The sequence below is a fragment of the Microbulbifer mixtoriginis (SeqCode) genome (assembly GCF_052467515.1).
The window spans coordinates 1,574,904-1,589,556 of record NZ_CP174314.1 but is presented as its reverse complement, the minus strand read 5'-3'; the positions used below and the strand labels follow the sequence as shown (position 1 = coordinate 1,589,556).

Annotated in this window: 11 protein-coding genes and 1 pseudogene; 10 read left to right on the top strand and 2 right to left on the bottom strand. The window is 42.2% G+C overall.

Features of this window, described 5'->3' with window-relative positions; genetic code table 11:
- The first annotated feature begins 43 nt into the window (after positions 1-43).
- Together ACJJIT_RS06810 and ACJJIT_RS06805 are read left to right on the top strand one after the other, a co-directional pair.
- Positions 44-1,129 carry a sensor histidine kinase gene (locus ACJJIT_RS06810; protein ID WP_444900410.1) on the top strand — a complete coding sequence of 362 codons (1,086 nt, stop codon included), beginning with the start codon at positions 44-46 and terminating at the stop codon, positions 1,127-1,129.
- Positions 1,130-1,132: 3 nt separating this feature from the next.
- The gene (locus tag ACJJIT_RS06805; protein ID WP_444900409.1) at positions 1,133-1,849 is read left to right on the top strand and encodes a LytR/AlgR family response regulator transcription factor; all 717 of its coding nucleotides are present in this window, start codon (positions 1,133-1,135) and stop codon (positions 1,847-1,849) included.
- Between the two features lie 322 nt (positions 1,850-2,171).
- Here ACJJIT_RS06805 and ACJJIT_RS06800 read toward each other — a convergent pair whose 3' ends face one another.
- Entirely contained in the window at positions 2,172-3,467 is a 1,296-nt protein-coding gene (locus tag ACJJIT_RS06800) for a hypothetical protein (protein ID WP_444900408.1), read from the bottom strand.
- 529 nt (positions 3,468-3,996) lie between these two features.
- Here ACJJIT_RS06800 and tkt point away from each other — a divergent pair.
- From tkt to ACJJIT_RS06760, 8 genes are all read left to right on the top strand, one after another.
- A complete protein-coding gene (gene tkt, locus ACJJIT_RS06795) occupies positions 3,997-5,997 on the top strand; it encodes a transketolase (RefSeq protein ID WP_444900407.1) in 2,001 nt (666 codons plus the stop codon).
- A gap of 382 nt (positions 5,998-6,379) precedes the next feature.
- Positions 6,380-6,889 carry an ester cyclase gene (locus ACJJIT_RS06790; protein WP_444900406.1) on the top strand — a complete coding sequence of 170 codons (510 nt, stop codon included), beginning with the start codon at positions 6,380-6,382 and terminating at the stop codon, positions 6,887-6,889.
- Positions 6,890-7,117: 228 nt separating this feature from the next.
- Complete coding sequence (locus ACJJIT_RS06785; RefSeq protein WP_444900405.1) at positions 7,118-7,432, top strand: putative quinol monooxygenase; 315 nt, start codon at positions 7,118-7,120, stop codon at positions 7,430-7,432.
- 348 nt (positions 7,433-7,780) lie between these two features.
- Positions 7,781-8,590, top strand: coding sequence for an SDR family NAD(P)-dependent oxidoreductase (locus ACJJIT_RS06780; RefSeq protein WP_444900404.1), 810 nt, complete (start codon positions 7,781-7,783; stop codon positions 8,588-8,590).
- A 418-nt stretch (positions 8,591-9,008) separates the two neighbouring features.
- Entirely contained in the window at positions 9,009-10,034 is a 1,026-nt protein-coding gene (locus tag ACJJIT_RS06775; protein ID WP_252082182.1) for a nitrilase-related carbon-nitrogen hydrolase, read from the top strand.
- A gap of 765 nt (positions 10,035-10,799) precedes the next feature.
- A complete protein-coding gene (locus ACJJIT_RS06770) occupies positions 10,800-11,399 on the top strand; it encodes a DUF4360 domain-containing protein (protein WP_444900403.1) in 600 nt (199 codons plus the stop codon).
- 329 nt (positions 11,400-11,728) lie between these two features.
- Positions 11,729-13,837 (top strand): TonB-dependent receptor plug domain-containing protein, encoded by a 2,109-nt coding sequence (locus tag ACJJIT_RS06765; protein WP_444900402.1) that lies wholly within the window; start codon positions 11,729-11,731, stop codon positions 13,835-13,837.
- Entirely contained in the window at positions 13,837-14,328 is a 492-nt protein-coding gene (locus ACJJIT_RS06760; protein ID WP_444900401.1) for a TlpA family protein disulfide reductase, read from the top strand. Before ACJJIT_RS06765 ends, ACJJIT_RS06760 begins: the two co-directional genes overlap by 1 nt.
- Here ACJJIT_RS06760 and ACJJIT_RS06755 read toward each other — a convergent pair.
- A pseudogene (locus ACJJIT_RS06755) lies at positions 14,306-14,637 on the bottom strand (IS30 family transposase); the annotation flags it as partial. The gene ACJJIT_RS06760 and the pseudogene ACJJIT_RS06755 sit on opposite strands and share 23 nt — an antisense overlap.
- Positions 14,638-14,653 lie beyond the last annotated feature (16 nt).

Sequence of the window (14,653 nt, the reverse complement as noted above, 5' to 3'; positions counted from 1 at the left end):
TAGGCTCCTAGTTTAGGAGCCATTTTATTATGATGTATACTCTATGAAGTTTCTGAAGTCTCCAGCCCCCTCTAAAACATTCTTAGCCTACCACTTTGGTGGCTGGATACTGTTCTCACTCTTCAATACATTCACAATGGGGCTTTTGACCCAGGATAACCTCGATAAGATCGCCATAAGCATAGCAACTTTAGCTTTTACTATCGGTTTCTCCACTCTTATTATTCGAGAAATCATATATCGTTTTAATCTTTTTGAGAAAAAATGGTATAAACAATGGGCATATTTGCTCGTCACATCTCTCGTTCTTGGATTTGTCTGTGCCTGCTTTGCAGTTAGCATTGTATATACTTACTATAGTTTTGTAGGATACGCGGTCCCCCCCTCTTTCTGGGTAGCCACCTTTGACAACTGGCTTGTTCTCACTCTCCTTATGCTAGCTTGGACGCTGATTTACCTTACCGCGGTAAATCAAGATCGATTGAGCAAAGCTGAGCAAGACTCAACACAACTCAAGCTACAACTTAACGAAGTTAAAATGAGCGCATTAATGGGACAACTAAACCCTCATTTTCTTTTTAACGGATTAAATAATATTCGCGCTCTAATCCTTGAAGACTCTAGCAAGTCAAGAGAGATGCTAACTAACCTTTCTGACCTTCTACGTTATACATTATTGGCCCACAAGCATAAGACTGTACCATTAAGAGATGAACTGGAAATCGTTTGTCAGTATATCGAACTTCTGAAAATTCAATATGAAGATCGATTGTCTTTCATATTAGAAGTTAACGAGGATTTAATGGGAGAGCAGATACCCACACTCCTAATCCAGCTGCTTGCCGAGAATGCCATTCGTCATGGAATAGAAAAATGTAAACAAGGCGGTGAACTAGTGATTAAAATCACCAAAGAAGAAAAGCATATGGTAATCACTGTGATAAATCCAGGTACTCTCATCAAAGAGTCAACCAAAGAGAGTAGTAATACCGGCCTAGGGTTAATCAATATACAAAAAAGATTAACCATACAGTATGGAGATAAGACACATTTTGGAATTGAACAGCAGGGTTCTCATGTAGTTGCTCAGTGCCATATTCCCTCCTCTCCCTTACAATTAGTGGTATAAGAAGTGAAAGCCATTATCGTTGAAGATTCTCGACTCGCACGCAATGAATTAAGAGAGTTGCTCAAACCTCATACGAATATAAATTTAATTGCAGAGGCAAAAAACTGTGAAGAAGCAATTCTCCTTATATCAGAAGAAAAGCCTGATTTAGTATTCTTGGATATCAATCTTCCTGACGGCAATGGATTTGACATACTTGAAAAACTGGACTTCACACCTCAAGTTGTTTTCACAACAGCTTATGACGAATACGCCATACAAGCTTTTGAAGTAAATGCACTGGATTATTTACTTAAACCCATAAACCCTAAAAAACTAAAGAAGGCTCTTGATAAGACGTCGAATGGAACACCCAACGAGCCCATAAATAACTCAACGAGCTATTTAGACTCCAACAATAAAATATTCATTAAAGATGGTGAGCGTTGCTGGTTAATCGAAATTGGAAAAATTCGATACTTTGAAAACTGCGGCAACCATGCTCAAGTATTTTTCGATGACAGCAAGCCTTTTATCTATAAATCTCTAACTAAAATTGAACAACGATTAAACCCAGAAGTATTCTTTCGTGCAAATCGACAACAAATTATCAATCTAAACTTTATTAAGAATATAGAATCGTGGGTTAATAGTGGGTTAATAATAACCATGACCGATGGGAAAGAAATAGAAGTTGCCAGACGGCCAGCCACACGGCTACGTGAAATGTTAAGTCTTTAAGAACTTGCTCCGTATAGATAAATAGATACAAAGCAAAATCATAGTATACTCAAAGAAGCTGTCCAGGCAGACTTATGGTATAAAATTATTAACCCATGCCAATTTTATATCGCAAACTCTGCCAACTCTCCCTCTAAAACCCTCTGATAAGCAACCTACCAATGAACAAAACCACTAAACGCCACATTAATTAATTGAGAAATCACAACTAAATTATCAATTTTCTCTATCTGAAAAACTTACTTGATGGATGTTATTTTTTAATGACATGAGAACCTTTATGATTATATAATAGATCTGCTTCTCTAAAACCAACCTTAAATCAATACTTAAACTTAGCAATGAGCTCATCAATTATACTCATAAACTCATCAATATATGCAGAAACACTCTTTTTGCTGATTAATGGCTCACAATAACCAAAGATAAAAACAGAGTTACGATAAGTAGTATAATTCACAACCATCAACGGATTAATACCATTATTTAAAGTTATCATTGGCTTCCGTATTTCAAAATAGTGCATCTCATCAGCTAGAAGTCGCATATTACCTACATTTGACACAATAATTCCTGCAGGAAATGAGTTTTTTTTTGCGGTAATATCAGCCGCCATACAAGTTATATCTTCCATTCTGTAATCTAATCTAAGGCTTTTTGTCATCGGTCTTTTCTTAAGAAGAACTAAATCAATCTGATCATTCAGAATTTTGGCCACTTCGAAAACATTACTAAACGCAGAATTAGGTGGCAATTTAAGACTGGTAGTCTCTGAAAATGACCCAATATGATCAATAGGGATATTAGGGCTACACAATTGGCGAGCATCCATGGCCAAAATCACTTCATTTAAACTCTTACATGCTGGTATGGCCCTAGCAGCAACTGATGCGACAGCGCAATATAGAGCGGTAAGTTTCACTTGCTCTCTTTTAGCTAGCTGAGCCAAAAGTTCAACTTTGTCAGGTGGCATCAAATACGAAATGGCACAAGCTTTTCTCTCAGAAGGGGCAGCTTCCTGCTCAACGATCCAACTCAGCCCTTGTTTATTTTCATGTTCAACAACCTTTTCCCCATAATATCCTGAAGCCTCTAATTGGCTCGCTATACTATCTTGCAAAGGCAGTGACTTTATCGAACTATCTGTTTTCGTATCCGAACACAGTAATTTATCTAAATCCGAAAACAGTGTCATAACCGACCTGCCATCAAAGGTGGCATGAATGTTAATAATACAAATCCATTCAACCATATCCTCTTTATTTACATAAAACCTTAAGTTATAAACATGTTCTTCACTATTAAGACAACTGGTGGCAAGGTCCTTAAACTCCCTTTCTAGGTCTAACTGATCAACAGCCGGGTAAATTTCTATAGGGATATCTTCAAACTTAACATCACATACCCACCTTAATCGCTCCCCCCTTTTAACGCGTGCCCTCAAAAATGGATGACGCTTATGTATATAGGCCAAACTCTCTCGTAGGCGCTCTACATGCAAAGGCTCACAAACCTTTACAAAGGAAATGAATTGTAAGCCACCACAAGACAACCTATTCAATTCAATAAATAATGCTTCTTGGGGCCCAAGCTCTCTCGAAAATGGTTCTGGACTCATTGAAAATACCTTGTATTCATAACATTGCCTCTAACCTTTATGATGGAGACATGTAAATCAACAGCTATTGATCTTTAGTTAGCCTTATTTATTCCATGAGCATCAATAGATCGCTGAATAAAACATAGTATGCAATTAGACTTTTCTTACTCGTTGACATATACACTAACTTTCCCCCAAGAAATTTAGCAATGATCCCGGTGGTAGAGATATTTCAAGATATGTAATCCACAACAGATCATTAAAATACAATCTTTATTTCTTTTTATCATGATTATTACAATTCTTTAGATTGTAAATTTCTTGAAAAACAGGCAATTTTTGTAAAGACGCAAATAACTCCTTATCATCACTAATGCCGCCAAATGCAAGTCAATATCTTTTGCAAAGACCAACAAATTGCTCATTGTTTATGTTATAGGAAATTAAACTGTAAAATTATTATATTACTAGTTTGTCACTTATTAAGTTGGGGATCTCCTTTTGCAAAGGTGATGCTTCGGCTTTCAAAACACCAGAGTACATTTACATGGTCTCCTCTCCTTATAGAAGAAGCATGGCCAATGCGATTCGTGCTTTATCCATGGATGCAGTCCAAAAAGCCAATAGCGGGCACCCTGGTACACCTATGGGGATGGCAGACGTTGCGGAGGTCTTATGGAACGATTACCTAAAGCACAACCCAGCTAACCCGAATTGGCCTAACCGTGACCGCTTTGTCCTCTCTAATGGACACGGTTCCATCCTGTTGTATGCCCTGTTGCACCTTTGCGGCTACGACTTATCAATCGAAGAACTGATGAATTTCTGCCAATTGCACTCCAAGACCCCGGGCCACCCGGAATATGGTTGCGCACCTGGTGTTGAGGCCACCACAGGCCCCCTAGGCCAGGGGGTTGCTAATGCCGTAGGTATGGCCCTGGCGGAAAAAGTACTGGCGGCTCAATTTAACCGCCCTGGCTATCAGTTGATCAATCACCACACCTATGTATTTATGGGGGATGGATGCCTGATGGAAGGCATATCCCATGAAGTATGCTCTCTGGCTGGTACTTTAGGCTTGGGCAAGTTGATCGCATTCTATGACGAAAACGGTATTTCTGACGATGGGCAGATTGAAGGTTGGTTTACTGACGATACACCCAAGCGTTTCGAGTCCTACCATTGGCACGTCATCCCTAATGTTGACGGCCATGACGCAATTGCGATTAAAGCAGCAATTGAAAAAGCCCATGCATGTTCTGATAAGCCTACCATTATTTGCTGTAAAACCGTGATCGGTTTCGGCTCCCCGAATAAGCAAGGCCGAAAGGAATGCCATGGTCAACCACTCGGGGAGGAGGAAATAGCTCTCGTTCGCAAAACGATTGGTTGGGACCACCCTCCTTTTAAGATCCCTGAAGATATCTATGCATATTGGGATCAAAGGTCTAAAGGTAAAGCATTAGAGAAGGAGTGGAAGAGTCTCTTCGCTAAATACCGTGAGGAGTATCCTGAGATAGCACTCGAGTTTGTGCGTCGTGAGAGTGGAAAACTTCCACCAGATTTCCTGGTAAAAGCCGATAGCTACATTAAGCAATGTCAAAAAGATGCATTAAGAATCCCCTCTCGTAAAGCGAGCCAGAATACACTGAATGTTTACGGGCCTCTGTTGCCCGAACTCCTAGGTGGTTCAGCCGATTTAGCCGGCCCTTGTTTTAGCCTATGGTCCGGTTCTAAAAGGTTGAATGAGAAAGATGCTTCAGGCAACTATATACACTACGGAGTTCGTGAATTTGGTATGAGCGCCATAATGAATGGCATTGCCCTGCACGGAGGTTTTATACCTTATGGTGCTACCTTTTTGGTTTTTATGGAGTATGCTCGAAATGCCGTGCGTATGGCGGCATTAATGAAGCAACAAGTTATATTCGTCTATACCCATGACTCCATCGGAATAGGTGAAAACGGTCCAACTCATCAGCCGGTGGAGCAACTCAGCGCCTTGCGTTCTACACCGAATCTACACACTTGGCGCCCCTGTGATACCACGGAATCAGCGGTAAGCTGGAAGATGGCTATTACACGCAAAGAGGGGCCCACTGCACTAGTATTCAGTCGTCAGGATTTAGCTCCGCAGGAACGAAATACCACGCAGATAGCACAAATTGAAAAAGGTGGTTATGTACTGTCCGACTGCGAAGGCGCTCCTGAGGCAATCATTATTGCGACCGGCTCTGAAGTCGAGCAGGCCATAGCGGCTAAAAGAAAGCTCACTAGCAAGAGAATTCGGGTTGTGTCCATGCCTTGCATAGAAACTTTTTTGGAACAGGAAGAACCGTACCGTGAATCAGTTCTCCCCAGTACTCTCCGCGTTCGGGTGGTGGAAGAGGCTAGTCATAAAGACTATTGGCACAAGTTCGTAGGCTTTGACGGTGAAATCATCGGAATGGATAACTTTGGCAAATCTGCACCCGGCCAGGAAGTCATGCAGTACTTCGAGTTTACAGCTGAGAAAATTATTGAAAGTATCGAGAGGCTGCTGAAGTAATTTAGTATGGAAGTACACCCTTTCTGAAGAAAATACGGTGCCGAGCGTTAAAAGGGCAAATATTTCATCGAGTCATTGGCGATCAATTGCTCTGCATTTCAAAGTTATTTCCATAATTGAAAAAAATAAATCATTTTTTTTAGTCGAATCAATATCTATTCAGATTATCCCATCATCCTTTTGGCACTCGCACAATTTTTCTTGTCTGTATTCGTGAAATTTTTATAACCTAACTACCTTACAATGAAGTGAAAGTTGCCAAATTACCTACTCACGCTACAAATCCCCAAGTTTGCCTCCATACTCTAAAGCTATTTAGGACCTATCATTTTCACACCTAACCAGCTTATCAGGTAAAAAATTTTTCATTGGGAGAATTTAGATGTCCAAGCACCCTTACTCTTTGGCACTAACTGTAACTTTCTTGCTGTTAGGTATTGCCTCCAGTGCGATTGCCCAATCAAATAACCTTGAAGAAAATAAAAAAACTGCCATGCAGGCTGTCGACCTATGGCACAGTGGGTCAAAGGTCAATCCTGATTCAATTTTGGCACCTAACTATATCAACAACCTAGACTCGGCCACAAATTTGAGTATCGGCTCACAAAAACGCAATTTAAAGGAATTCAAAGCCGAAGTCGCCAAATTTCATACGGTTTTCAAAAATGTAAAACTGATTGATTCAATGCAAGTCGCCGAGGGAGATCTTGTCGCAACCCATGTGAAAGTTAGCGCCAATCACACAGGATCATTTATGGGAGAAACTCCAACAAATAAAACCATCACCTGGGATGCCGTAGAGTTTGTTAAAATCAAGGATGGAAAAATACTAGAAACCTGGGTGACCTGGGACAAATATGGTTTCTTGAAACAGATTGGAGTATTGAAATAGCTATTAGAAATCCAATATAACAGTGCAGATCAAGGCCCTCCAACAAAATCTGGAGATATACCAATTGGCTTTCACTTGAATGGATTTAGCTTTCAAGTGAAAGCCAAATAACTTGCACAGCAGCCATCGCCGTCTAAATTTAAGTTCAAACTTAGACGGCAAAGATTTCAAAATAATTACAACCACTCAATAACAGTCACCTTGAGTTGATTCATCTTGAGGCTCCCAATGAAAACACCTGTTTTAGTCTTTGCTTCCTTTTACCCAAAACCCGACAAGGAACAAGCTGTCAAAAATTTGCTCACAGAGATGGTTTCACCATCCAGAGCAGAGCCTGGTAATTTATTGTATGAACTTTGCGAACAGATCGACCAGAAAGATCACAAAATAATCTATAGTCTCATAGAGAAATATATAGATGAAACCGCGCTCAGTGAACACAAATCTTCAGCTCACTACATTAACTACCGAAAGAATATAGAAGATCTATTATCCAGACCTATAAGCGTGGTTGTGCTAAAAAATATTTACCAATCCGACTGAGCTCTTACTCTATGCTCAATAACTCTTGGGTACTTGACCAACTCCCACCTCATAAAGATGACCTACATCTCACGCCTCCTCAGACAGCCTCAGTTTAAACTCCAGCCTGCTATTGACACACACATTAATATTTGCACTCCCTAAAATAGGAAGAACAACAACTTTTAGACCTATAATTAAGCTGATTTAAAATCTTGAACTTTTACCTTAAGACTTGACACCCAAATCATCTACACTGCCATCTTTAACATGAAAGGTTCGCAGCTAATTAAGAAACTGCCAGCAGTTAGGTACTAACTGTAAGTTAAAAACCTAACATCACAACATTTACACTGTTAGCGGAGTTCAATGTTGAATCTTGGAATTACGAATAGAGTAGCTATTGTAACTGGCTCCAGCTCAGGAATTGGCTATGCCATTGCCAAAGAGCTTCTTGCCAATGGGGCAAAGGTAGTTCTGGTTGCACGAAACGAAGCACGTCTACAAAAAGCAGAGAATAAGCTACATAAAAACTCAAAGTCTGAGGTCACTTCTATATCAATAGACATAACTCGAGATCATGCTGCACAACAGATAATCGATAAAACCCTAAACACCTTTGGAGCACCAGAGATTCTAGTCAACAATGCTGGGCGCGCCCATGCTGGTGGACTTATGTCCTCAACTGAGGAAGACTGGGAACAAATGACTGCAGTAAAACTCACTTCTATGCGGAGAATGTGCAAAGCTGCCATCCCTTATATGCAGCAAAAAAGCTGGGGAAGAATAGTTAACATGTCATCTATTGGCGGCACCTACCCAAACCCAAAGCTACTCATATCTCATGTCCTAAGTGCAGCAATCAATAATCTATCAAAATCTCTTGCATTAGAGGTTGCACCATACAATATACTAGTTAACTCGATTGGAGTAGGCGCAATTAAAACGGATAACTGGAAAAATAACATGATCCCATTTATCCGCAGTAATACGCCAGAGTATGCAACACTTACAGATGATGAAATTCTTGTTCGAGTATCGAACGAATGTACGCCTGTAAAACATCCAGGGGAACCAGAAGACATTGCTACTCTGGCGGCCTTCCTTTGTTCTGCGCGTAATAATTTTATCACTGGGGATAGTATTGAGGCATCAGGCGGAGCTGACCGCTTTATGTAGGATTTAGCTTTCTCATTAACTAACATATACAGCGGCTAACCAACAATAATAGCGAGGCCTTTTATCCCTCACATGTCAATATGAATAACACTTTTTTCTTCATACAAGATCATAGCTCTGGAAACTATCATAACCTCTGTCACTATCACAAAGTTTAATCTTACCCTCTACCGGACAAACAATCATTAACACCGAGCGCACATAATAACAACCCTATACTAACAAGAACAGATTAGTGATCAAACAAACTGATTTGTCACTGGCATTTATTCGCTTACAAATAAATTCGGACGTCCTTTTACTCAAACTAACAGACAATTAAAATAAACTAAAAACTCATCAAATTATAATTTTCTTCAAGTAACAATAGAGATTTTCTCTTCCAAGAGACCGCCAAATTTTCTCAAGGAGAAATAAAGTGCCGGCTATCAACCCTATTCCAGATGCGATGAGTGTAGTGCTTGTCCAATTTTCGCCTTACCCAGCCTCTGATTCAGAAGGCATCAAACAAAACATAAAGAGAATTGAAGCATATGTTGATCGTGCATCTTTATGCTTCCCGGGCGTGGATTTAATCATTTTTCCTGAATACAGCACTTACGGATTTGGCTTCCATCCATATGCTGAGCATTTAAAACTTGCTACAACCATACCGGGACCTGAAACAGAAGCTTTTGGGAAAATAGCTAAGCAATATGGTGTTTGGCTGTGTGTATCAATTGTCGAGCTTGCACCTGAGCCACATATGAAACCATATAACGCAATGGTCCTGATCAATGGTGATGGTGAGGTCGCTCTTTCCTATCGCAAAATGGTTCCATGGTGTCCTATGGAGCCCTGGAGTCCCGGGCCTGAAATGTCAGTTTGTAATGGTCCAAAAGGGTCGAAACTGGCCATTGCGATTTGCTCAGATTTTGACTACCCAGAAGTGGCACGTGAAGCAGCTTGGAAGGGTGCAAATGTAATTCTAAGGCCTGCTAAATATATGTACCCATGGGATCATATTTGGGGGATTACAAATCAAGTGCGGGCTTATGAAAACCAAGCTTATGTAGTAGCGGTCAACCATACTGGAGAAGATAGTTCCTACTCTTATTTTGGTCGCTCAATGGCCTGCGATTATGATGGAAACATCATATGCTCTCTAGATGGCAGTGAAGGTATGACAAAAGTTGACCTTTATCCTCAACTAGCTGAAGAGGCTCGTGATAAGCGATTATCGAACAACTATCTTTATCAGATTAAACACCGCGGGTATACGGGAATGCCTCCTAAGGGGGCAACTCATAACCCTTTTAGCATATATAGTGACTGGGATAAGATCCCTAAGCGATGGAACCGTGATCCAAGCAAAGAAGCCGAGAAGATCGCGAATAGAGGAAGAAAAATTCTGGCTGAAGCTTCAAAGAAAGAAAACCTTAAATCACCAGATTCAGAGGAGTAGCAGTCTTTGCAGAGTTCTTTCTTAGAACTACCATATTTAATTCTGAAATAATTTGGTTACTTAACTCCCCCTTTAATCAAAGGGGGGATCTTACATCCATAAGATCAGCAACTTACTACTGAATTTTCATTGCGAAAGCGGCATCTGAATGATACTTCAGGCCGAAGCTAAATGATTCAGCGCTGCATTTAATTATTTTAATTACCACTTATAAACTATCCAGTATCGAGTATTTTATCTCATCATTATTAAAACCCAAAAAAACATCACTGTCAAAAGGCCCACGCTATAAATCAACTCCCTCACAACAATTCTACAATCCATAATGGGCCATTAAATCATAAATCATAAATCATAAATCATAAATCATAAATCATAAATCATAAATCATAAATCATAAATCAAATAACATTAATGAACACCCTATAGAAACACCACCCATGTAGATATTACAACGCACTCACTCACACATCTTTTTCGCCCCCTATAATTAACCACGCACAACCTCAGATAACAACATCACTAACCCTACCGTATTAATAAATTATCATTGAACTCAATCGTGACCCAGCTCACAAACATATTCAAAGCTAAACCACCACCAATGATTACGCCTGCAACCAATTGACATTGCAAATATGAATTTTGCAGTATGAGCCAACTAATTCATTGGGAGACGCCAGCAACAGAACGATTAATTGGGAATTAACACATAGAACTTACAAAGATTAACCGCTCACACTTTTCAAGGAATGGAGAGTATCAATGCTTAATAGAATTCTAGCACTCACACTTTGTTCAATCTTTTCTATCCCCACTTTAGCAAAAACTTTACTAATTGATGGTCAACAAATTGAGATTGGAGAAGTCGCCGTTAATGGTACAGGCTGCCCGGTAGGGTCAGTAACGGCTACGGCAACAGATGATAATAAAAATATCGCGATACTTTTCAGTAAATATAGCGCCGTAACAAATTCTTCAAATCCAATTGCTAGCTCTGATTGTAACTTGGCAATACCTTTAAGTGTAGAACCTGGATTTTCAGTAGGAATATTAGATATTGACTGGCGGGGTACAGTATTTTCTGCTGATGGATCCCTTATCAATTTCCATAGAGAATACTTTTTTTCTGGCAGTCAAGGCCCGAGCCATGACAATAACTGGAATAGCTCTGGCTTTGAGAACTTTGTCCTCAATGATCGCCCACCATTTGCCTACTATTCCGGGTGCGATGGTGAGGCCCTTATTGCGAGAGCAGATACCGTTGCAACAGTAATCGGCGTTGACAGTTTATTTTCTTTACGCTCTGCCGATGTTGGAGCACAGTTGCTTTTAAATATCCAAATTATTCCTTGTGATGAATAATTAGAGCAATTGTATTCACTCCCCCCTTAATAAGGTGGGGAGTATTCATTAAAATAAAATTTTTGATTTACATGGCAATATCAATATCTACTTCTTGCTTTCAATAATTGAGCAGCCAACCCAGTCAGTAGATCGTAATTCATACTGATGGCTTTATATGATATTTCGACCATTTTTCAATTATTGAACAACGAGCTACCTGAACGGCACTAGTCATAGCCCCTCCCCCTCCATTCCTCAAGACGCAAAAAACTACCACCTTTGCTCACTTGTACCGCAAATGCGAATCATTACCATGTGAGATGAATTCACTTCTGGGAAATCAACCCATGTTTCGCAAAAGCTTGATCGCCATCACCCTCTGCTCCGCAATCCCTGCCTCCTTTGCCGATGACGCGCCTTCCGGACAAAACGCTGTAATGGAGGAGACCTTAGTGATAGGTGTCCGCCAGCGACTTTATGAACGCGGCGCCCTTTTGGACGCCATACAGAAAACTGAAGTCGTAGACGAGAGCCTGATCAAGTCCCAACAAGCGGTAAACCTGACGGATGCCATTGAGAAATCCCCCGGTGTACGGGTTTCCAATGAGTGTTCTATGTGCGGCGTCAAGCGGGTAATGCTGAATGGTATGCGCGGGGAGCACTCCACCATCCTCACCGACGGCGTTCCCTTACACACGATGATGGCTGGCTACTACGCGGTAGATGCACTGGCCACCACCGGCATCTCACGTATCGAAGTGGCCCGCGGTGCTGGCGCATCACTGCTGGCACCCGAAGCAATCGGCGGAACCATCAATGTGATTTCCAAGGAGATAGAAGAAACTGGCGTCAATATAAATGCCTCCATGGAGGACAACGACAGTTATTTTCTTGGCTTGATGGCAGGCTATCTGAGCGATGATGAACGCACCCGCACATCGCTGGTCATCCAGGATGACAAACATCACCAGATGGACAACGATGATAACGGCGTCAGCGAAGCACCGTTACAGGAAAATACCAGTTACGTGGTGCGTCTCTCGCAAGACCTGGGCGAAAGGGACAACCTGATCCTTCGCACGGCCTACACCGACTCCAATATTTTTGGTGGCCCCCAGGGAGACAGCATTGGCTCAGTCTTGCACGGTTACGATGGTGTGGAGTCTGACCACTTATTTGTCGACGACGATGTGCGACAGCAATATATCGGTAAACCCTGGGAAACCACCGAATGGATAGCCACCACCCGCAGTGAAATTTCCGGCAGCTGGCTACACGAATTTAACGAGTCCTATAACACTTTGCTGACAGTTGCCTGGTCTGAGCATAAACAGGACTCCTTTTACGAGGGGTTCGACTACAGCGCTACCGACACGCTCAGTTACTTCGACCTGCGCAACAACCTGATCCTGAACGACCAGCATATGCTGACGTTTGGTGTCGACCTTCGCGATGAATCCATGCGCTCCGACTCTGCTGCAGGGGCGGAAAGCGACAACTACATCGAAGATAGTTTCGACTACCAAACTACCGGCCTTTACCTGCAGGATACCTGGACAGTCTCACCAGATCTTGAGTTGGCACTAGCCATACGCCTGGATAATGCCAAAGCCGATTTCGTCGCCGAGCAAAAACCCGGTACTGAGATCGATGAAACTGTGGTGGCCCCGCGTATAGACCTGCGCTACCTGCACGACGATCAATGGACCTCCCGCGTAGCGCTGGGGCGAGGCTACCGAGCCCCCCTATCCTTTTTCGAAACGGATCACGGCATCCTGGATGCCGGAGATGGCTTTGCCATCGACATTGAAAGTCTGGAGAAGTCTCTATCTGCAACTTATGCGCTGAGCTTCGAAGGAGAGCGCCTTAACAGTACCCTGTCATTGGCATTTACCGAAGTAGACAACCTCGCGGCATTAAGTGAAACCGAGGACGGGGTACCGCTGCTTACCCAAATGCAGGAAAGTGCCTCTGTAGGCGCTGCCGACATTACTCTCAATTATGCGCTGAACGACAATCTATCTATTGGCGGCACTCTGGAGACCTACGATTACGACGATGTTTTCCGGGAATCCTTTGCCATTGCCCCAGTGGAGCAACGTGCGCTATTCAATCTGGATTACAAAGCCGATTACTGGATGCTATACGCTAGCGCCACCTGGATCGGATCTCGTGACCTGGCTGAATTTGGCTACGAAGGCTTTAACCAGCTGGGCGATTCCACACTTAAGAGCACAAACGCAGACGCCTATTGGACACTGGATATGAAATTGACCTTTGATGTGAGTGAAAACCTCAGTCTGTACCTGGGCGGTAACAATCTCACGGATTACACCCAGGTCGAGGAAGGAGAAACCCCTCTTTTCTGGGATGCCAGTGGTGCCTATGACGTAGCCTATATCTATGGTCCCCTGCGCGGCCGTGAATTCTACCTGGGCTTCGACTGGAACCTGTAATGCGAGCCTGGCTCTTACTCTTCACACTTCTGTTCGCGCCAACTGGCGCGACTGAAGTTCCCACTTCCCTATTCGATTTTGAATTGCGCAGCCTTGCCGGGCCTGAGCGTATCAACTTGCAGCACTTCAAAGACAAGCCAAGCCTGATGGTACTGGTAGAACCCGACTGCCCCTGGTGCTTTCGTCAGGTTCGAGCACTCAACCGGCTTACACACAAGTGTTCACAACAGTTCCAACCAATTGCCCTGGGTATCAATGGGTCGCGCAAAGCCCTACTGGCTGAGTATCGAAAATTGCGCCCGGAATTTCCCATGTTCCAGGCGAATCGAAAACTCCAACAGGTGCTGGGTGAAACTCCCGGCACCCCCTTCAGTTTTCTAATAGCACCCAATGGTAAGCCGCTGCGTTGGCTCAGGGGATATATTCCTAATGAGCAATTGCAGCCCATTCTGGAACAAAGTTTTGGTTTTACCTGTAGTAATACTTCTTGATTTCAATTAATAACTGCAATTCCTTATGCTGTAGTAGATCATCTTGCTGCCCCTTAAATAACTCATTCGGTGACCTGTTACCCCGGCTCTCTCTAGGTTTACTACTCAGACGATCCATTACAAATTGAACCTGCTCACCTGTTACTTTATTTAAGTCGGCATCCTTTGGGAAATACTGTCGAATGGGGCCGTTAGTGTTTTCGTTAATCCTCCCCAGGATGAATATAAGTGGGCAAAATAAATATCGACCTCTAAATCTTCTGCAATCCTTTCATAACCAGAGAATTCAAGACCATTGTCGAATGGTAATTATTTAGCCTCGTCC